The organism is Sphaerotilus natans, assembly GCF_900156335.1.
Taxonomy (GTDB): domain Bacteria; phylum Pseudomonadota; class Gammaproteobacteria; order Burkholderiales; family Burkholderiaceae_C; genus Sphaerotilus; species Sphaerotilus natans.
Window position 1 is genome coordinate 109,328 of sequence record NZ_FTMZ01000008.1, and the last position, 21,593, is coordinate 130,920.

The 21,593-nt window shown below is 69.4% G+C and carries 20 protein-coding genes; 12 read left to right on the forward strand and 8 right to left on the reverse strand.

From position 1 onward, the window contains the following. Positions 1-181: 181 nt before the first annotated feature. The 11 genes from BW996_RS21680 to BW996_RS09480 all read left to right on the forward strand — a co-directional run bounded on the left by BW996_RS21680 (position 182) and on the right by BW996_RS09480 (position 13,149). The gene (locus BW996_RS21680; protein WP_156027815.1) at positions 182-325 is read left to right on the forward strand and encodes a hypothetical protein; all 144 of its coding nucleotides are present in this window, start codon (positions 182-184) and stop codon (positions 323-325) included. Positions 326-328: 3 nt separating this feature from the next. Continuing rightward, entirely contained in the window at positions 329-1,615 is a 1,287-nt protein-coding gene (gene egtB, locus BW996_RS09435) for an ergothioneine biosynthesis protein EgtB (RefSeq protein ID WP_037478887.1), read from the forward strand. Positions 1,616-1,670: 55 nt separating this feature from the next. Next, positions 1,671-2,639 carry an L-histidine N(alpha)-methyltransferase gene (gene egtD / locus BW996_RS09440; protein ID WP_051631631.1) on the forward strand — a complete coding sequence of 323 codons (969 nt, stop codon included), beginning with the start codon at positions 1,671-1,673 and terminating at the stop codon, positions 2,637-2,639. Positions 2,640-2,671: 32 nt separating this feature from the next. Further along, positions 2,672-3,496, forward strand: coding sequence for a sterol desaturase family protein (locus BW996_RS09445; RefSeq protein WP_037478889.1), 825 nt, complete (start codon positions 2,672-2,674; stop codon positions 3,494-3,496). Continuing rightward, positions 3,457-4,677, forward strand: a complete 1,221-nt coding sequence (locus BW996_RS09450; protein ID WP_051631632.1) for a PLP-dependent transferase — start codon at positions 3,457-3,459, stop codon at positions 4,675-4,677. Before BW996_RS09445 ends, BW996_RS09450 begins: the two co-directional genes overlap by 40 nt. Positions 4,678-4,836: 159 nt before the next feature. Then, complete coding sequence (locus tag BW996_RS09455) at positions 4,837-6,516, forward strand: AMP-binding protein (protein WP_139330820.1); 1,680 nt, start codon at positions 4,837-4,839, stop codon at positions 6,514-6,516. A gap of 34 nt (positions 6,517-6,550) precedes the next feature. Further along, positions 6,551-7,723 (forward strand): isovaleryl-CoA dehydrogenase, encoded by a 1,173-nt coding sequence (locus BW996_RS09460; RefSeq protein ID WP_037478896.1) that lies wholly within the window; start codon positions 6,551-6,553, stop codon positions 7,721-7,723. A 10-nt stretch (positions 7,724-7,733) separates the two neighbouring features. Next, on the forward strand, positions 7,734-9,341 hold the full coding sequence (locus BW996_RS09465; protein ID WP_037478897.1) for a carboxyl transferase domain-containing protein: 1,608 nt from the start codon (positions 7,734-7,736) through the stop codon (positions 9,339-9,341). 14 nt (positions 9,342-9,355) lie between these two features. Continuing rightward, the gene (locus BW996_RS09470; RefSeq protein WP_037478990.1) at positions 9,356-10,165 is read left to right on the forward strand and encodes an enoyl-CoA hydratase/isomerase family protein; all 810 of its coding nucleotides are present in this window, start codon (positions 9,356-9,358) and stop codon (positions 10,163-10,165) included. 3 nt (positions 10,166-10,168) lie between these two features. After that, positions 10,169-12,169: an acetyl/propionyl/methylcrotonyl-CoA carboxylase subunit alpha gene (locus tag BW996_RS09475; RefSeq protein ID WP_037478899.1), complete on the forward strand. Its 2,001-nt coding sequence runs from the start codon at positions 10,169-10,171 to the stop codon at positions 12,167-12,169. An 8-nt stretch (positions 12,170-12,177) separates the two neighbouring features. After that, positions 12,178-13,149, forward strand: a complete 972-nt coding sequence (locus BW996_RS09480; protein ID WP_081837978.1) for a hydroxymethylglutaryl-CoA lyase — start codon at positions 12,178-12,180, stop codon at positions 13,147-13,149. Positions 13,150-13,156: 7 nt separating this feature from the next. Here the strand turns inward: BW996_RS09480 and BW996_RS09485 are convergent, their stop codons facing one another. From BW996_RS09485 to uraH, 8 genes are all read right to left on the reverse strand, one after another. Then, entirely contained in the window at positions 13,157-13,753 is a 597-nt protein-coding gene (locus tag BW996_RS09485) for a septal ring lytic transglycosylase RlpA family protein (protein WP_245801911.1), read from the reverse strand. A gap of 483 nt (positions 13,754-14,236) precedes the next feature. Beyond that, entirely contained in the window at positions 14,237-14,800 is a 564-nt protein-coding gene (locus BW996_RS09490) for a DUF1415 domain-containing protein (RefSeq protein ID WP_037478905.1), read from the reverse strand. Next, positions 14,797-15,474, reverse strand: a complete 678-nt coding sequence (locus BW996_RS09495; RefSeq protein WP_037478907.1) for a riboflavin synthase — start codon at positions 15,472-15,474, stop codon at positions 14,797-14,799. Before BW996_RS09495 ends, BW996_RS09490 begins: the two co-directional genes overlap by 4 nt. Positions 15,475-15,544: 70 nt before the next feature. Beyond that, on the reverse strand, positions 15,545-16,657 hold the full coding sequence (locus tag BW996_RS09500; protein WP_037478909.1) for a carbonic anhydrase: 1,113 nt from the start codon (positions 16,655-16,657) through the stop codon (positions 15,545-15,547). 106 nt (positions 16,658-16,763) lie between these two features. Then, positions 16,764-18,041: a glycerate kinase type-2 family protein gene (locus tag BW996_RS09505; protein WP_037478911.1), complete on the reverse strand. Its 1,278-nt coding sequence runs from the start codon at positions 18,039-18,041 to the stop codon at positions 16,764-16,766. Positions 18,042-18,093: 52 nt separating this feature from the next. Further along, a complete protein-coding gene (locus BW996_RS09510) occupies positions 18,094-18,924 on the reverse strand; it encodes a J domain-containing protein (protein ID WP_051631634.1) in 831 nt (276 codons plus the stop codon). A gap of 6 nt (positions 18,925-18,930) precedes the next feature. After that, positions 18,931-20,148: a urate hydroxylase PuuD gene (locus tag BW996_RS09515; protein WP_037478913.1), complete on the reverse strand. Its 1,218-nt coding sequence runs from the start codon at positions 20,146-20,148 to the stop codon at positions 18,931-18,933. 3 nt (positions 20,149-20,151) lie between these two features. Further along, a complete protein-coding gene (uraH, locus tag BW996_RS09520) occupies positions 20,152-20,508 on the reverse strand; it encodes a hydroxyisourate hydrolase (protein ID WP_037478915.1) in 357 nt (118 codons plus the stop codon). A gap of 125 nt (positions 20,509-20,633) precedes the next feature. Here uraH and puuE point away from each other — a divergent pair, with 125 nt between their 5' ends. Further along, positions 20,634-21,590 carry an allantoinase PuuE gene (gene puuE, locus BW996_RS09525; protein WP_037478917.1) on the forward strand — a complete coding sequence of 319 codons (957 nt, stop codon included), beginning with the start codon at positions 20,634-20,636 and terminating at the stop codon, positions 21,588-21,590. The last annotated feature ends 3 nt before the right edge of the window (positions 21,591-21,593 follow it).

Consider the following 21,593-nt stretch of genomic DNA (forward strand, 5'->3'; position numbering starts at 1 on the left):
ATTTATGGGTACCAAAATAATAAAAATTACAATTAATCCATGATGAATTCAATCTGATTTTATGTGAGATATTTCTTGTTTTGTGTCAATTTGTGATTTTTATCATCAAGTCTGACGAGTTGAATAAGATCGATTGTCAGAATTTTCTTGGCGCCCACCAGTCGTCGCGCCATTGCCTGTCATGAACAACGTCATTCTGGGCAACCAATTCCTGGTCATGGTGGCCGACGAGAGCAGCCCGGCGCTGACGCTGCCCGCCCGCATCTCGCATCTGTCCGGCGTCCACGGCCGGGTGCAGAAGATCGGTCTGCGCACCCCGGCCTGAGCGATGACCCGCGCTGCCCCGACCCCGGCGCTGCTGCGCCGCCGCTACCGCGCTGTTCGTGCGGTGACCGAAACCCTGTGCGCGCCGCTGCTGACCGAGGACTACCAGACCCAGGCCGTCACCGAGGCGAGTCCGCCGAAGTGGCACATCGCCCACGTCACCTGGTTCTTCGAGACCTTCCTGCTCAAGCCGCACCACCCGGACTACCGGCCAGGGTTCCCGGGCTTCGAGGTGCTGTTCAACTCCTACTACGAGTCGATCGGCAAGTTCCACCCACGCCACCAGCGCGGTCACCTGGCGCGGCCGTCGGTCGAGGAGGTCTACCGCTACCGCCGCACGGTCGATGCGGCGATGGAAGAACTGTTCGACCTGCTGGAGAACACGCCTGACCGCACCTCGGACCCGACGACCACGGCGACGATCTGCGGCTTCATCGAACTCGGCCTGAACCACGAGCAGCAGCACCAGGAACTGCTGTGCATGGACATCAAGGCCAACTTTGCGGTCAATCCGCTCAAGCCGGCCTACCGCCGCGACCTGCCGCGCCGCACGGTCGAGGCCACCCGGCCGCTGCGCTGGGTCGAGCAGGGCGAGGGGCTGCACGAGATCGGCCACGCTCCGGGCAGCGGCTTCGCCTTCGACAACGAGTCGCCGCGCCACCGCGTCTGGCTGAACGGCTACCGCGTCGCCGACCGGCTGGTGACCAACGGCGAATACCTCGCGTTCATCGCGTCCGGCGCCTACACGCAGGCCGCGCACTGGCTCTCCGACGGCTGGGCGCACATCCGCCGCCACGACTGGCAGCACCCGCTGTACTGGGAGCGTGACGGGCAGGGCGGCTGGCTGGAGATGACGCTCGGCGGCTGGCGGGCGCTTGACCTGCACGCGCCGGTCTGCCACGTCAGCTACTACGAGGCCGAGGCCTACGCGCGCTGGGCGGGTCACCGCCTGCCGACCGAGGCGGAACTGGAGGTCGTGCTCGCGCAGCAGGCACTGCAGGGCAACACCTTCGACCAGGGCTTCCTGCACCCGATGCCCGCCGGGACGGACGGCCAGTGGCACGGCGACCTGTGGACCTGGACCGGCTCGGCCTACCTGCCGTACCCCGGGTTCAAGCCGCTCGAAGGCTCGGCCGGTGAATACAACGGCAAGTTCATGTGCAACCAGATGGTGCTGCGCGGAGGCTGCTGCGCCACCTCGCTGGACCACCTGCGCGCCAGCTACCGCAACTTCTTCTACCCGCACGACCGCTGGGCCTTCACCGGCATCCGGCTCGCCGGAGATCTCTGACGGCCCCGGGGCCACGACCCCCTCACCCCTTGCTGACCTCAGGAGGACCTGTCCGATGACCTACCGCTTCCACGACTGCCAGCCCGAGTTCGACGACTTCCACCACAGCGTGATCAGCGGCCTGTCGGCCAGCCCGAAGCAGATCGCGCCGAAGTTCTTCTACGACGAGGTCGGCTCGAAGATCTTCGATGCGATCTGCGACCAGCCCGAGTACTACGTGCCCGCCATCGAGCGCAGCATCTTCGAGACCCACGCCGAGGACATCCTGGCGAGCCTGCAGGTCCAGGACTGCCACCTGATCGAGCCGGGGGCGGGCAGCAGCGTCAAGGTGCGCTTCCTGCTCGACCGGGTGCGTCCGGCGATGTACGTGCCGATGGACATCTCGGCCGAGCACCTGCGCGCCTCGGCCGCACGGCTGGCGGCGGACTACCCCGGGCTGCCGGTGCATGCGGTCTGTGTCGACCACACCAAGCCGTATGCGCTGCCGTCCGACATCCCGGCGACGCGGCGCGTGTTCTTCTACCCCGGCTCCAGCCTGGGCAACTTCGACCCGGCCGAGGCGATCCGCTTCCTGCGCGATCTGCGCAGCAAGGCGGGTGACGACGGGCGGCTGCTGATCGGCATCGACACCAAGAAGCCCGCCGACGTGCTGAACCTGGCCTACAACGACCCGGCCGGCGTCACCGCGGCCTTCAACCTCAATCTGCTGGAGCGGCTGCGCAAGGAACTGGCCTCGGATGTCGACCCGGCGCGCTTCGAGCACCGCGCCTTCTACAACGCCGCGCGTGGCCGCATCGAGATGCACCTCGTCAGCCGCGAAGCGCAGCGCGTGCGGGTCAACGGCAACAGCTTCGACTTCCGGGCCGGCGAATCCATCCACACCGAGAACTCCTACAAGTACACGCCCGACGAACTCCGGCAGCTTGCCTGGGATGCGGGCTGGGCGGGCGAGAAGGTCTGGCTGGATGACAAGGGTTACTTCAGCGTGCATCTGCTGAAAGCAAGGCCAGGCGCATGCCGTTGATTTGGCGACGGTTGCCGGCTTGGGTTTCCCTGATGGGCGAGCTGGAGTTTTTCATGAAGGTGGCACTCACCTGTGCCATTTTTCAGGAGATATTTTCTTTCGTGTTTGCCGGGCGTCAGTTTGATTTCTGGTCGCAGGTGCTGATCTATTGGGGGGTCGGATCGGTCTCGTATTATCTGCTCGGTTTCCTGATCGAGCGTGGGATCAAGCGTCACAGTGCGCTCAAAGACCGGCTGTGCATCCGGGCCACGCCGGTCAGACCGCAGGCGTTTCCGGCCTTCACGCTCAAAGGCATCCTCCTCGGGGAGATCCGCGGTTTTCTGGCGGCGCTGGTGATCATCGGCATCACGCGCCCCGTCGAGCGAGAGCCCGATTTCCTGGCCAACGTCGCCTGGTTCTTTGCCAGCATCGTGCTGGCCGACTTCCTGTTTTACGTGCAGCACCGGATGCTGCACCGAAAGAAGTTCTTCAAGATTCACCGGCGGCATCACGAGTTTCGCGACACCTCCAGCTTCGTGGCCGGACACAAGAGTTTCACGGAATACTGCTTGACTTCGGTGACGGACCTGGCGCTGTTCCTGATCCTGGGCCGTGATCTGGCGCAGCTCTGTGCCTGGACGCTGGTCGGCAATGCCTACAACCTGGAAGGGCACAGTTCCCTGTCGCTGTTCTATGTGGGCACCGATTTCCATGATCGCCACCACACGCACTTCAACCGGAACTTTGGCATCCAGGGTTTCTGGGACAAGATCTTTGGCACCCATGAATGTGCTTCGATGAATCAGGGGGCGCTGTTCTTGGCGAACCGATTCACCCGTTGGGTGAACACGAGAATTGCACCTCGTGCGACGCCGTGACGGATGCGTCGTCCACCCGCCTGATCCACCATCCGTATCGGCCCCCGGAGGGATTCGATGGCGCGATGCCGGGGGTGTTCAAGGCCTCAGGGGTGCATTTCCCCACCGTGGCGGCCTCGCGCAGCGACGGCTGGCTCGACAAGAGCGGCTACACCTACGGGCTGCAAGGCACGCCGACCAGCTTCGTGCTGGAGGAGCGGCTGGCCACGCTCGAAGGTGCTCGCCGGGTGCTGCTCGCGCCAAGCGGCCGGGCGGCGGTCATGCTGGTCGAGGTGGCCGCGCTTCGGGCCGGGGACGCCGTGCTGCTGCCGTGGGCGGCTGAGGTCGGCCAGGCCGATGGCGCCACCGACCATGCGTTTGCGCGGGAGGACATGGTTCGCTGGGGCATCGGCATCCAGCGCTACGACCCGATGACGGAGGCCTCGCTGGCCGACGTGGTGACACCGGCCACGCGGCTGGTCTGGCTGGTGGCGCCCGATCCGGTGACCCAGGCCTTTCCGGATCTGCGCGGGCTGGTACGCACCGTGCGGGAGCGGGCGCCGGGGGCCTTGATCGCGCTGGACAACACCTGGGGTGCCGGACTCGCGTTCCGTGCCTTCGACCTCGGGGAGGGGCTTGCCGTCGACCTGTCGGTCCAGGATCTGGGCCCGCAGGTGTCGGGCGGCCAGGCCTGCCTGGGATCGGTGGCCTGCCGCGATGAGACGCTGTACCAGCGCCTGCTGTGGAGCCACACGCGGCTGGGGCTGGGCGTGGGCATGGGCGAGGTCGAGGCGGTGCTGCGGGCCTTGCCCTCGCTGGCCTTGCGCCATGCCGCACAGGACGCGGCCGCGCGGCGTCTTGCACAGTGGTGCCAGGCGCAGCCCGCGTTTGCGGGCGTGGCGCATCCGGCCCTTCCAGGCACCCCGGGACATGTGCACTGGGCGACCCTGTGCGGATCGGCCGCCGGCCTGCTCGTGCTCCAGGTCGATGTCCGTCACGGGCTGGAGCGCCTCGAAGCCTTTGCCGGGGCGCTGAAGATCTTCCAGGTCGGTTCGGGCTGGGGCGGTTCGACGAGCCGGGTGCAGCTTGTTCCCGGGCCCGGGGAGGCGTGCAGGTGTGCATGCCTGAGCCTGTCGGTTGGCCTGGAGCCGGTGGAGGATCTGGAGGACGACTTGGCCCAGGCTGCCGTCGCATTGAATTGAGTGATGCTCACATTTTGATGTGAAAGTCATCCCGGCGTGAATCAGGAAGCCTGAAGTATGAAGCCTGATCGCAGGAACGCATCGTCTTCGGGGGTTAACCCTCAAGCCTTGTTTTGAGGATGGCTCAATAATTGTCTCGGGTTCCGACTGGAGACACAGATGACGCCTCAAGATCCGGGTGTGCTTCCGCTGCATGGCCTCAGCCATGTCCGGGGGGGCACGCAGCCGCCGCTGTCCGAGCGTACCCTGGCCGGCCTGCTGCGCGAGACGGTGAGGCGCGTCGGCGACCGCGAGGCCGTCGTGTTTCGCGAGCAGGGTGTGCGCTGGACCTGGCGCCAGTTCTCGGTCGAGGTCGATCGGCTGGCGGCGGGGCTGCGGGCGCTGGGCCTGCGGCCTGGCGATCGCCTGGGCATCTGGTCGCCGAACCGCGTCGAGTGGCTGGTGACGCAGTTCGCCACCGCGCGCATCGGGATCGTGCTGGTCAACATCAACCCGGCCTACCGGCTGGCGGAGCTGGAATACGCGCTGCAGCTGTCGGGCTGCCGGGCGGTGATCGCGGCGGAGCGGCTGCGCACGGCGGACTACCTGGCAATGCTGCAGACGGTGAAGCCGAAGCTGCCCGCGCTCGAATTTGTCCTCCGCATGGGCGAGGGCCGGACGCCGGGCATGCTGCGCTACGCCGATGTGCTGCTCGCGCCGGAGGCGGTCGATGTCGCCGCGCTGGACGCGCTCGAGGCCACGCTCGGCTGCCATGACCCGATCAACATCCAGTTCACCAGCGGCACCACCGGCCACCCCAAGGGCGCGACGCTGACGCATCACAACATCGTCAACAACGCGATCGCGGTGGCGCAGGCGATGCGCTTCGGCGAGGCCGACCGGCTGTGCATCCCGGTGCCGCTGTACCACTGCTTCGGCATGGTGCTGGCGGTGCTGGCCTGCGTGGCCAGCGGCGCGGCGATGGTGTTCCCGGGCGAGGTCTTCGATGCCGGCGCCACGCTGGCGGCGGTGTCCGAGGAGCGCTGCACCGCGCTGCACGGCGTGCCGACGATGTTCATCGCCGAGCTGGACCACCCCGAGTTCGAGCGCTTCGACCTGTCGTGCCTGCGCACCGGCATCATGGCCGGCTCGCCGTGCCCGATCGAGACGATGAAGAAGGTGGTCGCGCGCATGAGCCTGCGCGAGATCACCATCGCCTACGGCATGACCGAGACCAGCCCGGTCTCCTTCCAGAGCAGCTTTGATGACCCGCTGGAGCGCCGCGTCACCACGGTCGGCCGGGTGCAGCCGCATGTCGAGGCCAAGGTGGTCGATGCCGACGGCCGCACCGTGCCGGTCGGCACGCCGGGCGAGCTGTGGACGCGCGGCTACCTGGTGATGCAGGGCTACTGGGGCGACGAGGCCCGCACCCGCGAGGCCATCGTCGAGGGCGGCTGGATGCGCACCGGCGACCTGGCCACGCTCGATGCCGAGGGCTACTGCAACATCGTCGGCCGGGTGAAGGACATGCTGATCCGCGGCGGCGAGAACATTTATCCGCGCGAGATCGAGGAGTTCCTGTTCCGCCACCCGAAGGTGCAGTCGGTGCAGGTCTTCGGCGTGCCCGACCGCAAATATGGCGAGGAGGTCTGCGCCTGGATCATGCTGCGCCTCGGCGAGCGCGCCGACGTCGAGGAGATCCAGGCCTTCTGCCGCGACCAGATCGCCCACTACAAGATCCCGCGCCACATCCGCTTCGTCACCGAGATGCCGATGACGATCACCGGCAAGGTGCAGAAATTCATGATGCGCCGCGCGATGGCCGAGGAGCTGGCGCGCGACGAGGACCGGACCGCCTGATCCGCCGATCCGCCTGACCCAAGGAAGCCCCACCATGTTCGAATCCACCTTCCAGTTCCCCCTGGGCGAGGACATCGCCGCGCTGCGCGAGGCGGTGCGCGACTTCGCTCAGGCCGAGATCGCGCCGCGTGCGGCCGACATCGACCGCGACAACCTCTTCCCGCACGCGCTGTGGCGACAGCTCGGCGAGCTCGGCGTCAACGGCCTGACGGTGCCCGAGGCGTACGGCGGCACCAACCTCGGCTATGTCGCGCACATGGTGGCGATGGAGGAGATCAGCCGCGCCAGCGCCTCGGTGGGCCTGTCCTACGGCGCGCATTCCAACCTCTGCATCAACCAGATCCAGCGCAACGGCACCGAGGCGCAGAAGCAGAAATACCTGCCCAAGCTCATCAGCGGCGAGCACATCGGCGCGCTGGCGATGAGCGAGCCCGGCGCTGGCTCGGATGTGGTCAGCATGAAGCTGCGCGCCGAGAAGAAGGGGGATCGCTACGTCCTGAACGGCTCGAAGATGTGGATCACCAACGGCGGCGACGCCGACACGCTGGTGGTCTACGCCAAGACCGAGCCGGAAATGGGCGCACGCGGCATGACCGCCTTCATCGTCGAGAAGGGCATGGCCGGCTTCAGCCACGGCCACCACCTCGACAAGCTCGGCATGCGCGGCTCCAACACCTGGCCGCTGTTCTTCGACAACTGCGAGGTGCCCGAGGAGAACGTGCTCGGCGGCGAGGGCAACGGCGCCAAGGTGCTGATGTCGGGCCTGGACTACGAGCGCATCGTGCTGTCGGGCGGGCCGCTGGGGATCATGGCAGCGTGCCTCGATGTCGTCGTGCCGTTCGTGCACGAGCGCAAGCAGTTCGGCCAGTCGATCGGCGAGTTCCAGCTGATGCAGGGCAAGCTGGCGGACATGTACTCGACCTTCCAGGCCTGCCGCGCCTACGGCTACGCGGTGGCGCAGGCCTGCGACCGCGGCGACCACAGCCGCGCGCTGCGAAAGGATGCCGCCGGCGTCATCCTCTACACCGCCGAGAAGGCGACCTGGATGGCCGGCGAGGCGATCCAGGCGCTGGGCGGGGTCGGCTACACCAGCGAGTACCCGACCGGCCGCCTGTGGCGCGACGCCAAGCTCTACGAAATCGGCGCCGGCACCTCCGAGATCCGCCGCATGCTGATCGGCCGCGAGCTGTTCAGCGAGACCTGCTGAGGACGCCGCCATGCAGGTGCTGCAGAGCAAGATCAATCCGCGCTCGGAGGACTTCCGGGCCAATGCGGCGCAGATGCGCGCGCTGGTCGACGACCTGCGCGCGAAGGCGGCGCAGGTGGCGCTGGGCGGCGGCGAGGCCGCGCGCGCCAGGCACACCGCGCGCGGCAAGCTGCTGCCGCGCGAGCGCATCGACCACCTGCTCGACCCGGGCACGCCCTTCCTGGAGATCGGCCAGATGGCCGCCTTCGGGATGTACGGCGACGAGGCGCCCTCGGCCGGCATGATCGCCGGCGTCGGCCGCATCGAGGGCGTGGAGTGCCTGATCGTCGCCAACGACGCCACCGTCAAGGGCGGAACCTACTATCCGCTGACGGTCAAGAAGCACCTGCGCGCGCAGGAGATCGCGCTGCAGAACCATCTGCCGTGCATCTATCTGGTGGACTCGGGCGGCGCCTTCCTGCCGCTGCAGGACGAGGTCTTTCCGGACCGCGACCACTTCGGCCGTATCTTCTACAACCAAGCGACGATGTCGGCCATGGGCATCCCGCAGATCGCGGTGGTGATGGGCTCGTGCACCGCCGGCGGCGCCTACGTGCCGGCGATGAGCGACGAGACTATCATCGTGCGCGAGCAGGGCACCATCTTCCTGGGCGGCCCGCCGCTGGTGAAGGCCGCCACCGGCGAGGTGGTCTCGGCCGAGGACCTGGGCGGCGGCGACGTGCACGCGCGCTTCTCGGGCGTGGCCGACCATCTGGCCGAGAACGACAGCCATGCGCTGTTCCTGTGCCGGCGCATCGTCGCGAACCTGAACCGCAGGAAGCCCGAGCCGCTCCGGCTCGCGCCCGTCGAGGCGCCGCTCTACGACCCCGAGGAGATCCACGGCATCGTGCCGCTGGACACCCGCAAGCCCTGGGACGTGCGCGAGGTGATCGCGCGGGTGGTCGACGGCTCGCGCTTCGACGAGTTCAAGGCGCGCTATGGCGCGACGCTGGTGACCGGCTTCGCTCATCTGCACGGCATGCCGGTGGGTCTGATCGCCAACAACGGCATCCTGTTCGGCGAGTCGGCGCAGAAGGGCGCGCACTTCATCGAGCTGTGCGCGCAGCGCGGCATTCCGCTGGTCTTCCTGCAGAACATCACCGGCTTCATGGTCGGCCAGAAATACGAGAGCGGCGGCATCGCCAAGGACGGCGCCAAGATGGTGACGGCGGTGGCCACCGCGCAGGTGCCCAAGGTGACGATGCTGATCGGCGGCAGCTTTGGCGCGGGCAACTACGGCATGTGCGGCCGGGCCTACAGCCCGCGCTTCCTGTGGATGTGGCCGAACGCGCGCATCAGCGTGATGGGCGGCGAGCAGGCCGCCAGCGTGCTGGCCACCGTGCGGCGCGACGGCATCGAGGCCCGGGGCGCGACCTGGTCGGCCGAGGACGAGGCGGCCTTCAAGGCGCCGATCCGCGCGCAGTACGAGGCCCAGGGCCATCCGTACTACGCCACCGCGCGGCTGTGGGACGACGGGCTGGTCGATCCGGTGCAGACCCGCCGGGTGCTGGCGCTGTCGCTGTCGGCGGCGCTGAACGCGCCGATCGAGCCGACGACGTTCGGCGTGTTCCGCATGTGATGGGGGAGGCCTCGATGACCTTGACGACGCTGCGCATCGAGCGCCGCGGCCCGGCCGCCTGGATCTGGATGAGCCGGCCTGCGGTGCACAACGCCTTCGACGAGACGCTGATCGCCGAGCTGACCGACACGCTGCGCCAGATCGATGCTGACCCGGCCGTGCGCGCCATCGTGCTGGCCGGCGAGGGCCGGAGCTTCTCGGCCGGCGCCGACCTGAACGGGATGCGCCGCCAGGGCGAGGCCTCGGTCGAGGACAACCTGGCCGACGCGCGCCGGCTCGCCGGGCTGTTCCGCACGCTGTCGACCTGCGCGACGCCGACGCTGGCGCGGGTGCAGGGCGCCGCACTGGGCGGCGGCATGGGGCTGGCCGCGGCCTGCGACCTCTGCGTCGCCGCCGAGCGGGCGGTGTTCGCGACCTCCGAGGTGCGCTTCGGCCTCATCCCGTCGGCGATCAGCCCCTATGTGATCCGCGCGATCGGCGAGCGCCAGGCCTACCGCTATTTCCAGACCGCCGAGCGCATCCCGGCCACGCGCGCCCGCGAGCTGGGCCTGGTGCACGAGGTGACGACCGACGACGGGCTCGACACCCAGGTCGATGCGCTGATCGCGGCGCTCTTGAGCGGCGGCCCGCAGGCGCAGGCCGCGGCGACCGACCTGATCCGTGCCGTCGCCAACCGGCCGATCACCGACGCGCTGGTCGAGGACACCGCGCGGCGCATCGCCGGCCTGCGCGCCACCGACGAGGCCCGCGAAGGGCTGGCCGCCTTCCTGGACAAGCGGCCGGCGGCCTGGACGCTGCCCTCATCCCCCGATTCCGGAGCCTGAGCCATGTTCACCAAGATCCTGATCGCCAACCGCGGCGAGATCGCCTGCCGGGTCATCCGCACCGCGCGGCGGCTGGGCATCGCCACGGTGGCGGTGCATTCCGAGGCCGACACGAACGCGCGCCATGTGCGGCTGGCCGACGAGGCGGTCTGCATCGGCGCGGCCGCCGCGCGCGAGAGCTATCTGCGCGGCGACCGCATCCTGGCGGCCGCCCGTGCCACCGGCGCGCAGGCGATCCATCCCGGCTACGGCTTCCTGTCGGAGAACGAGGACTTCGCCGAGGCCTGCGCGGCCGCCGGCGTGGTCTTCATCGGCCCGCCGGCCCGCGCGATCCGCGCGATGGGCAGCAAGTCCGCCGCCAAGGCGCTGATGGCCGAGGCCGGCGTGCCGCTGACGCCCGGCTACCACGGCGATCGCCAGGAGCCGGAGTTCCTGGCCGAGCGCGCCGCCGAGATCGGCTATCCGGTGCTGATCAAGGCCAGCGCCGGCGGCGGCGGCAAGGGCATGCGCCGGGTCGACCAGCCGGAGGACTTCGCCGCGGCGCTGGCCTCCTGCCAGCGCGAGGCGCTGAACGCCTTCGGCGAGCCGCATGTGCTGGTCGAGAAGTACGTGCTGCGCCCGCGTCACATCGAGATCCAGGTCTTCGGCGACACCCTGGGCGGCTGCGTGCATCTCTTCGAGCGCGACTGCTCGGTGCAGCGCCGCCACCAGAAGGTGCTGGAGGAAGCGCCCGCGCCCGGCATGACGCCCGAGCGCCGCGCCGCGATGGGCCGCGCGGCGGTGGACGCGGCGCGGGCGGTCGGCTATGTGGGCGCCGGCACGGTGGAATTCATCGTCCAGCCCGACGGCGCCTTCTATTTCATGGAGATGAACACCCGGCTGCAGGTCGAGCACCCGGTCACCGAGATGATCACCGGCCTGGATCTGGTCGAGTGGCAACTGCGCGTGGCCGCGGGCGAGCCGCTGCCGCTGCCGCAGGAGGCGCTGGCGATCGACGGTCACGCGATCGAGGCGCGCATCTACGCCGAGGACGCGGACAAGGGTTTTCTGCCGTCGACCGGCCGGCTGCTGCACCTGGCGCCGCCGTCTGAGGGCCCGCATGTGCGCGTCGACACCGGGGTGGAGCAGGGCGACGAGATCACCCCGCACTACGACCCGATGATCGCCAAGCTGATCGTGCACGACCGCGACCGCCCGCGGGCGCTGGCGCGCCTGCGCGCGGCCCTGGCGCAGTACCGCATCGCCGGCGTGACGAGCAATGTCGAGTTCCTGCAGCGCCTGGTGGCCACGCCGGCCTTTGCGCAGGCCGACCTCGACACCGCGCTGATCGAGCGCGAGCAGGCGCTGCTGTTCCCGGCGCCGCAGCCGGTGCCCGACGAGGTCTGGGCGCTGGCGGCGCTGGCCGAGCTGCAGCGCGAGGCCGCCGAGGCTGCGGCCGGCGACGCCGCCTCGCCGTGGAGCCAGGCCGATGGATGGCGGCTCAACCTCGCGCCCGAGCGCCGCCTTGCGCTGCGCTGCGGCGAGCAGACGCTGTCGGTCGGCGCGCAGCCCGATGCGGCAGGCGGCTGGTGGCTGTCGATCGGCGCGACGCGGCTGCAGGCCAGCGGCCGCCTCGGCCCCGACGGCACGCTGGCCGCGCGGCTGGGGGAGCGCCGGGTGCAGGCGGCGGTGGTGCTCAGCGCCGAGCGCCGCCAGGTCTTTCTCGATGGCCGCACCTGGCCGGTGGTGCGGGTGGCGCGGCTGCAGGCCGGCGGGCGCGGCGACGACCACGGCGGCGGCCTGAAGGCGCCGATGCCGGGCAAGGTCATCGCGCTGCTGGTCGCGCCGGGCACGGTGGTCGAGCCCGGCGCACCGGTGCTGGTGATGGAGGCGATGAAGATGGAGCACACGCTGACGGCACCGTCCCGGGGCCGGGTCAGCGCCTTCCGCTTCGCGGTGGGCGATCAGGTCGGCGATGGCGCCGAGCTGGCCGACTTCGTGGCCGAGCCGGCGGCTGCGGCATGATGCCGGCCATGACGACTTTCCCGACTTTGGCGTCGACGCCAACCCTGGATCCTGCGGCCCCGGCGCCGGCTGCACCGACGGTGCGCCTGGTCGAGGTCGGCCCGCGCGACGGCCTGCAGAACGAGCGCCAGGCCATTCCGACCGCCACCAAGCTCGCGCTGATCCGCCGCCTGGCCGCCGCCGGCCTGAAGGACATCGAGGCCACCGCCTTCGTCTCGCCGAAGTGGGTGCCGCAGATGGCCGACCATGCCGAGGTGATGGCCGGACTGCCGTCGGCGGCCGAGTTTCCCGGCGTGAACTACCCCGTGCTGACGCCCAACCTCAAGGGCTTCGAGGCGGCGCTGGCGGCCGGTGCCCGCGAGGTCGCGGTCTTCGCCGCCGCCTCCGAGGCCTTCTCGCAGAAGAACATCAACTGCACGGTGGCCGAGTCGATCGTGCGCTTCGAGCCCATCCTGGCGGCGGCACAGGCCGCCGGCGTGCGGGTGCGCGGCTACATCTCCTGCGTGCTGGGCTGCCCCTACCAGGGCGAGGTCGCGCCCGAGGCGGTGGCCGCGATCGCGCGCGAGCTGCTGCAGATGGGCTGCTTCGAGGTCTCGCTGGGCGACACCATCGGCATCGGCACGCCCGCGGGCGTGCAGCGCCTGATCGGCACGGTGGGCGAGCAGGTGCAGGTGACGCGTCTGGCCGGCCATTTCCACGACACCTGGGGCATGGGCGTGGCCAATGTGGCCGAGGCCTGGCGCCAGGGCGTGCGGGTGTTCGACAGCTCGGTGGCGGGCCTGGGCGGCTGTCCCTACGCGAAGGGCGCCACCGGCAATGTGGCGACCGAGGACCTGGTCTGGCTGCTGCACGGCCTGGGCGAGTCCACGGGGGTGGACCTGGAGGCGCTGGCGGCCTGCGGCGAATGGATCTGCGCCGAGCTGGGCCGGCCGAACGGCTCGCGCGCCGGAAGGGCGCTGCGGGCCCGCTGCGCCGCTTGATCCGGCCTCAGTTGCTGCCGCGCTTGGGGCTGCCGTCCTTGTCGGCCGCGCCCGGCGGCACGATGTGCAGCGCCACGTCGACGATGCCGCGCTGGATCATCTTGAGCTTCTCGGCCGCGGCCCGCGACAGGTCGGCGACCCGGCCGCCGGAGTAGGGGCCGCGGTCGTTGACCCGCACCACCACGCTGGTGTTGTTGGCCAGATTTGTCACCTTCACCAGCGTGCCCAGCGGCAGCGTGCGGTGCGCCATCGTCAGCTCGCCGTTGTCGAAGGTCTCGCCGCTGGCCGTCTTGCGGCCATGGAACTTGTCAGAGTAGTAGGAGGCCGCGCCGGTCTGGTGCGGCTGGCCGGTGACCCGGGCCGTGGTGCTGGCCGCGGCGCTGCGGATGCGCTGCACCGGCTCGGCGATGGCCGTGGTGACGGCGCTGACCGCACTGACCGCGGCGCTGACCGGCGCGGAGGCCGCCTCGGCCACCGCGGCGACCGCGGCGACCGCTGCGGTCGTGGTGCTGGTGAGCGTGGAGACCGACAGCAGCGCAGGACGATCCCCTTCATCGCTCGCGGCCGGTTCCGGGGCCGCCATCGTCAGGCCTGCACCGCTCATGAGCAGCGTGCAGAGCGTCGTGTGAAGAGCGACAGAGCGGACAGTCCGTGCATTCATCTGGGGGGTCTCCTTGCCTGAGTTGCGTGGGCTTCCGATCGGGTGATCGAAAAGTGGGCGCAGTCTAGCGAGCACGCCAGCTGCTGTGAATCGGGTGCCCCCGATTCCGTCGTGTCCTGATTTTTCAGATGTGGCCGGAACCGGTCCGGCCTTCGGGCTCACGCGACGAGCCTGCGAATAGCCCGATTCTTCGACGGCCGACAAGCCCGAGCATAGCGAGGATTGCCGTCAATTCTGTCGACAATTCACATCATCGCCTTGAATCTCGGCTGTGAAGCCCGATGAAAGGCGGGGCTTGTCCGTCAGATCGCAACACGAATGCAGGCTGCAGCAGCTTGATTCATGTCACAAATGAAAGAACAGGGCACGCCAGCGCCATGATTCTTTCACAGGTGCGGACCCCGATTCGCGTGGAACCCAATGGTATCAGGCGGTGAACAGCTTCTTCCAGCCGGCGTGGCCGAGCCGCTGCAGCGTCTCGATGTTGCGCTCGTAGATGTCGGCGGCGTCGGGGAAGGCCTCGACCGCCGCGTCGATGCTGGCCTCGCGGATCAGGTGCAGCGTCGGCCAGGGCGAGCGGTTGCTGAAGTTCTCGATGTCGTCGGCGTGCGTCTCGTCGAACTGGTAGTCGGGGTGGAAGCTGGCGACCTGCAGGATGCCGTCGAGCTGCAGCTCCTCCACCACCGCGTCGGCGACCTCGAGGAAGTCGTTGAAGTCCATGAAGTCGGTGAGGGCCTGCGGATGGATCAGCAGCGTCGTCTCGATCTTCTCGGGCGCAGCCTCGGCCAGCAGTTCCAGCTCGCTCACCAGCTCCTGCAGCAGGCCCTCGGCGTCGGTGGCGTGGCTGACGTGGTAGCGGATCTGCTGCTTGACATGCACCGCCTTGGCGAAGGGGCACAGGTTCAGGCCGATGACGGCCTTCTCCAGCCACTCGACGGTGTCGGCGACGGCCTGCGCGTCGGTCGGGACGGTCTTCGGGGCGGTGTTCATGCGTCGATCTCCATGCCGCGTTCGCGCAGCAGCGCCTTCAGCGCCGGCAGCATGCTGCCCAGCCGCTCGTCGACCGCCGCGCGCACGGTGTCGACCATCACCTGGGTCTGGCGCTCGATCTCGATGTTGAGCGCGTCGCCGGGGCGCTTGTCGCCGAAGGTGGTCTGGCGCAGCGTCTCCGGGATCAGCCAGACCTCGAAGCAGCCGGCCTCGCGGTCGACCTCGGCGATGGTCAGGCTGGCGCCGTTGATGGCGATGTAGCCCTTCGAGAAGATGTAGCGCATCCACTGCGGCGGCACCTGGATGCGCAGCACATGGTTGTTCTCGGGGTGGCGCACCTCGACCAGCGTGGCCTGGAAGTCGACGTGGCCGGAGAGCGGGTGGCCGCCGATCTCGACGCCGTCGCGCGCGGCGCGCTCGACGTTGATGCGGCTGCCGACCTGCAGCGTGCCCAGCGTGGTGAGCGCCAGGCTCTGCTGCATCACGTCGAAGTCGGCGCGGTCGCCGTCATGGTGCTGGACGACGGTCAGGCAGGTGCCGTCGCAGGCGACGCTGGCGCCGATCTCCTGGCCGGCGAGAAAGCCGGGCGGGAACTGCAGCGTGAAGCTGCGCAGGCCAGGGCGGTCGGAGAGAGCCGCCACGGTGGCGACGGCCTGGACGATGCCGGTGAACATGATGGGATTCGACCTCTGGAAACGAACAACGGTGCCGAGCCTATCAGCCTCGGCACCGTCGCGTGTCCGCTCAGTTCGATTCCTTGATCATGCGGCCGCTGGCCTGCTGGATCGGGCGGGCGTTCATCGGGTAGAGCTTGGCGAACACCGCCAGCTGTTCGGCCGACAGCTGTGCGGGCTGCTTGAGCACCAGCCACAGCACGCCCTCGCTGCAGGGCGGCGTGGTCAGCGAGCCCATGTAGGTGTAGTAGCGGCGGTCCTCCGGCAGCATCAGGTTCATGTCGATCGGCACCGGCGACATCGTCTCTTCCTTCTTCTCCAGCGGCAGGCTGTTCCAGACCAGCTGGACCATCGGATGCTGCTTGCCCTGGTCCATCAGCACGGCGACCACCGCCAGGCGGCCTTCCGGATCCTTGTGCACCAGGTGGGCGACCATCTCGAACTGGCGGCCGTTGATGCGCTCCTCCGACGGGCGGTGGAAGTGGAACTGCACCAGCTCGTAGCGTCGGCCGGCGACCTCGATCGAGTTGCCGCCGCCCAGGTTGGCCTGCACGGTGTGGCCGTTGTCGATCACGTTGAAGCCGGTGGGCCGGTAGTCGAAGCGGATCGGCTCGAGATCGACCTTGACGCCACCGCGGATGTCGATCGGGCTCTGGCGCTTGCCGCTGCCGCACAGCGAGAACTCGGACTGCAGCTTGCCCCACTCGGCCGGACCGCCGTCGCCGCCATAGGACCAGTGCGGTGCGGCGTGGCCGCTGCCGTGGCCTGCGGCGGCATGGGCGGCCACCGCGACGGCGCCAGCGCCGACCGCCGCCGCTTTGTGCACATGCGCCGGCTTGCGCGCGGCAGGCTTGTGCTCGGCCTGGGCGGCACGGACCGCGGCGATGCGGGCCTCCAGCCGCTGGCGCAGCTCCTCGTCGCTGACACGCGCCGGTGCGGCGGGTGCGGTGGGTGCGGTGGGTGCGGTGGGTGCGGCTGCCGGGGCTTCCTTGGCGGGTGCAGTCTCAGGCTTGGCCGCTTCCTTCTGGGCGGCGGCCTGCGCAGCCGCCTTGGCCGCTGCCTTGGCGGGCGAGACCGGTGCGGGCGCGGATGCCGCTTCACCGGCCTGAGCGGTGCCACTGATCAGCAAGGCGCCCAGCAGCACAGGCAGCAGGCGCGGCAGGACAGGATTCGATCGGGTCATGATGTGTTCTCCGGCCCAAGGGCGGTCAATCGACATGACTGCCGATTTCGGCGCCCACGGGGGGAGACTTGACCCGATCTGGTGTTTCCTGCGGCGCTGGAGTGGCTCAGACCACCAGAATCGCCCGAAAGTCGTTCACGTTCGTACGGGTCGGGCCGGTGACAAGCGACTGGCCGAGCGCCTGGAAGAAGCCGTGGCCGTCGTTGTCGTCGAGGTGCGCGCGGGGCTTCAGGCCGGCGGCCGCGGCGCGTGCGATCGTGCCGGGCGTCCACAGCGCGCCGGCGATCTCCTCGCGGCCGTCGACGCCGTCGGTGTCGGCCATCAGCGCGTGCACCCGCGTGTCCTCGCCCAGCGCCAGGCCGAAGGCGAGCAGGCATTCCACATTGCGCCCGCCGCGCCCTTGGCCGCGCAGCGTCACCGTGGTCTCGCCGCCCGACAGCAGCACGCAGGGCGTGGCGAAGGGCTGACCGCGCTGGCTGACCTGCCGCGCCAGCCCGGCCAGCACCCGGCCGACCTCGCGGGCCTCGCCCTCGATCGCGTCGCCCAGGATGTGCGCGGTCACGCCGGCCGCCTGCGCGACGCGGGCCGCGGCCTCCAGCGCCATCTGCGGCGTGGCGATCATGCGCACCGCGTTGGCTGCCAGGCGCGCGTCCCCGGGCTTGACCGATTCGCCCGCGCCCGATTCGAGCAGCCGGCGCGCCGCCTCGGGCAACGCGATCGCATGGCGGCGCACGATCTCGAGCGCGTCGGCGCAGGTGCTCGGGTCGGCCACCGTCGGGCCGGAGGCGATGTCGACCGGATCGTCGCCGGGCACGTCCGACAGCAGCAGCGTGAGCATGCGCGCCGGATGGAAGGCGGCGGCCAGCCGCCCGCCCTTGATCGCCGACAGGTGCCGGCGCACGGTGTTCATCTCCGCGATGGTCGCGCCCGAGGCCAGCAGCGCGCGGTTGATCGCCTGCTTGTCCTCCAGCGTCAGATCGCCCGCGGGCAGCGGCAGCAGCGCCGAGCCGCCGCCGGAGATCAGGCACAGCACCAGATCGTCGGCGGTGATCGCCAGCTCCTCGGGCAGCGCGAGCAGCCGCTGCGCCGCGGCCAGCCCGGCGGCGTCGGGCACCGGATGCGCGGCCTCGACGATCTCGATGCGCTCGCACGGCGCGCCGTAGCCGTAGCGGGTGACGACCAGCCCGGCCAGCGGCCCCGGCCAGTGCTGTTCCACCGCCTGCGCCATCGCCGCCGAGGCCTTGCCGGCACCGATGACGATCAGACGGCCGCGCACGCTGGCCGGATCGGGCAGGTGCGGCGGCACGCACAGCGCGGGCTGGGCGCTGGCGACGGCGGCATCGAAGAGCTGGCGCAGCAGCGCGGCGGGGTCGGCGAAGATCATGGCGTCTCGGGGCGTTCGGTGGCGGGGACGAGGCTGGCATTGGACATCGTCTTCAACCGAATTCGGCGGCCAGACGATGTGCAACGAGCTGGCGCAGCTCTTCGTCGTTCTCGAACTTCAGATCATGCATGCCGAGCAGCAGCGTGCCGCCGGCGCGCAGCAGCGGGCGCTGCACGACGCCGCCGCACAGGCTCACCAGTTCATGCAGGGCCTGCCGGTCGGGCGGGCCGTCGCTCGGGTGCGCGATGCGGGCGTACAGGGCGCGCTTGCGCAGACTGTCGACCGTGCGGGGGAAGCGCTGCGCGATCTTCTCGCGCACGCTGTCGGCGCTGACGCTGCGCCCGAGCACCGAGACGATCTGGCTGACGAAGCGCACCGCCTCGACCTCCCGCGCCAGCAGCAACTGCTCCGCGTAGGCGAGCACGGCCTCGTCGGTGCCGAAGTGGCGGCCGAGAAACTCGACGCGCAGCCGATCGGCGATCGCTGCCGCGTCGGCGTACTGCTGGCGCTGGAGCAGGTGCCGCTGGAACTCGTCGGCCAGATGCGCCGACAGCCGTTCCAGCCGGGCATGGTGCAGGACGATCTCCGGGAAGAAGTTCGCGGCGATCAGCCAGCGTTCGGCGATCGTGCCGGGGCCGGCGTCCGTGTCTGCCGCGGTCGGGGGCGGGGGCGGCGCGTCGGCCAGCGTGGCGTCATAGGCGAGCCGGCGGGCCGGGTCCGAGAGCACATCGTGAGCGATGTTGATGCGCTGGATCCGCTCGATCGCGTCCGGGGCCGGATTGCGGTCCGGGTGGTAGAGCGACACCAGCGCCCGGTAGGCCGCCTTGACGACGGCGGCCTCGGCGTGGCGCGCCAGACCCAGGACCTGGTAGTGGTCAGGCACGGCGGTTCAGGGCGCGGTGGGCGCGCCGGCCTCGAACCAGCGCTTGATCAGCGCACGCTCGTCCTCGGTGATCTGGGTGGCGTTGTTCATCGGCATCAGCTTCAGCACCACGGCCTGCTGGTAGACCGCCTGCGCGTGCTGCTGGATCAGCTCCGGCGTGTGCAGCGCGACATTCTTGTTCTGCAGCTGCGCGTTGTGGCACATCGTGCAGCGCTGGTCGATGACCGCCTTGACCTCGGCGAAGGCGACCGGCTTGGCGGCCGCGGCCTGCGCGGCGGCACTCGGCGGCGGCGGGGCCAGCCAGATCGCCAGGCCCAGCAGCACCAGCGTGCCGACGACGGCGTGTTCCCACGGTGTGCGCTTGCCCAGCACATGCGCCTTGTGGCGCGCGACGAAGCTGTGGCGGATCAAGGCACCGGCCAGCATCAGCAGCACCAGCACCAGCCAGTTGTGCTCGCCCTGGTAGAGCCAGCCGTAGTGGTTGGAGATCATCGCGATCAGCACCGGCAGCGTGAAATAGGTGTTGTGCACGCTGCGCTGCTTGCCGCGTTTGCCGTGGACCGGGTCGGGCGTCTCGCCGGCACGCAGCGAGGCCACCACCTTGCGCTGGCCGGGGATGATCCAGAAGAACACGTTGGCGCTCATCGCGGTGGCCAGCATCGCGCCGACCAGCAGGAAGGCCGCACGGCCCGCGAACAGCTGGCAGGCCAGCCAGGACGCGAACACCACGAAGACAAAGACACAGGCGCCGACGACGATGTCGCCGTTCTTTCGCTGGCCGAGCGTGCGGCAGATGCCGTCGTAGATCAGCCAGAACGCCGCCAGGAAACCCAGCGCCGCGCCGATGGCCGCGCCTGGCGTCCAGTCGAACACCGTCTTGTCCACCAGGAAGGTGCCGGCGTTGTAGAGATAGAGCGTGGTGAACAGCCCGAAGCCGGTCAGCCAGGTGGAATAGCTTTCCCAGTAGGACCAGTGCAGGTTCTGCGGCAGCGGCAGCCAGCGCGGCGCCACCATGTATTTGTTGGAGTGGTAGAAGCCGCCGCCGTGCACCGCCCACATCTCGCCGTCGACCCCCTTCTTCTTCAGGTCCTCATGGGTGGGCGGAGAGAGGCTGTTGTCCAGCATCACGAAATAGAAGGATGCGCCGATCCAGGCGACAGCCGTGATGACATGGGCCCAGCGCAGCAGCAGGTTGAGCCAGTCGAAGAGATAGGCGATGTCCATCGCTCAGGAGCCTCGGTAGGTCGAGTAGGCCCAGGGGCTGACCAGCAGCGGCACATGGTAGTGGCCATCGGGCTCGGCGATGCCGAATTCGATCGGCACCTCGTCCAGGAAGGCCGGCTCGGGCAGCACGACGCCGCGGGCACGGAAATAGCTGGCGACCGAGAAGGTCAGCCGGTAACGGCCGGTCTGCAAGGGGCCCGGCCCCAGCAGCGGGCCGTCCGGGTTGCGGCCGTCGTCGTTGAGCACGATCGAATGCACCAGCTCGGTGCCCTGGTCGCCGAGGCGTTCCAGGCGCACCGCCATGCCGGCCGCCGGGCCGCCGTGTATCGTGTCGAGCACATGGGTGCTGAGGCGTCCCATGGGTTCCCTTTCATGTTGGGGTGGACGGGGCTGCGAAGAAATTGCAGGATGGGGGAAAGTGTATACACTTCGAGATACACGTCAATCTTCTCCTCCTGCCTCTCATCCTGCCGCGAGCCGATGCCATGACCGATTCGTTGCCTGCCCGCTATCCCCGCGACCTGCGCGGCCACGGCCGCAACCCGCCTCACGCGCAATGGCCATGCCAGGCCCGTGTCGCGGTCCAGTTTGTCCTCAATTTCGAGGAGGGCGGCGAGAACTCGGTGCTGCACGGCGACGCCGGCAGCGAGCAGTTCCTGTCGGAGATGTTCAACCCGCCTGCGTTTGCGGCGCGCCACCTGAGCATGGAGGGCATCTACGAGTACGGCAGCCGTGTCGGCGTCTGGCGCATCCTGCGCGAGTTCGAGCGCCGGGGCCTGCCGCTGACCATCTTCGGCGTGTCGACGGCGCTCGAGCGTGCGCCCGAGGTGACGGCGGCCTTCCGCGAGCTCGGCCACGAGATCGCCTGCCACGGCCTGAAGTGGATCCATTACCAGAACATCGACGAGGCCACCGAGCGCGCCCACCTGGCCGAGGCGATGGCGATCATCGAGCGGCTGACCGGCGAGCGCGCAGCCGGCTGGTACACCGGCCGCGACAGCCCCAACACCCGCCGCCTGGTGGCTGACCACGGCGGCTTCGCCTACGACAGCGACTACTACGGCGACGACCTGCCGTTCTGGCTGCAGGTCAGAAAGACCGACGGTGCGCTGGCCCCGCATCTGGTCGTGCCCTACACGCTGGACTGCAACGACATGCGCTTCGCGCTGCCGCAGGGCTACAGCCACGGCGACGAGTTCTTCCAGTACCTGCGCGATGCCTTCGACGTGCACTACGCCGAGGGCGACGAGCGCCCGTCGATGATGTCGATCGGCATGCACTGCCGGCTGCTCGGCCGCCCCGGGCGGATGCGCGCGCTGCAGCGCTTTCTCGACCATGTGCAGTCGCATGAGCGCGTCTGGGTCTGCCGCCGCATCGACATCGCCCGCCACTGGCAGCAGACGCATCCGTTCGACGCCGCCACCGCCTTCGTCTGGGAATGAACG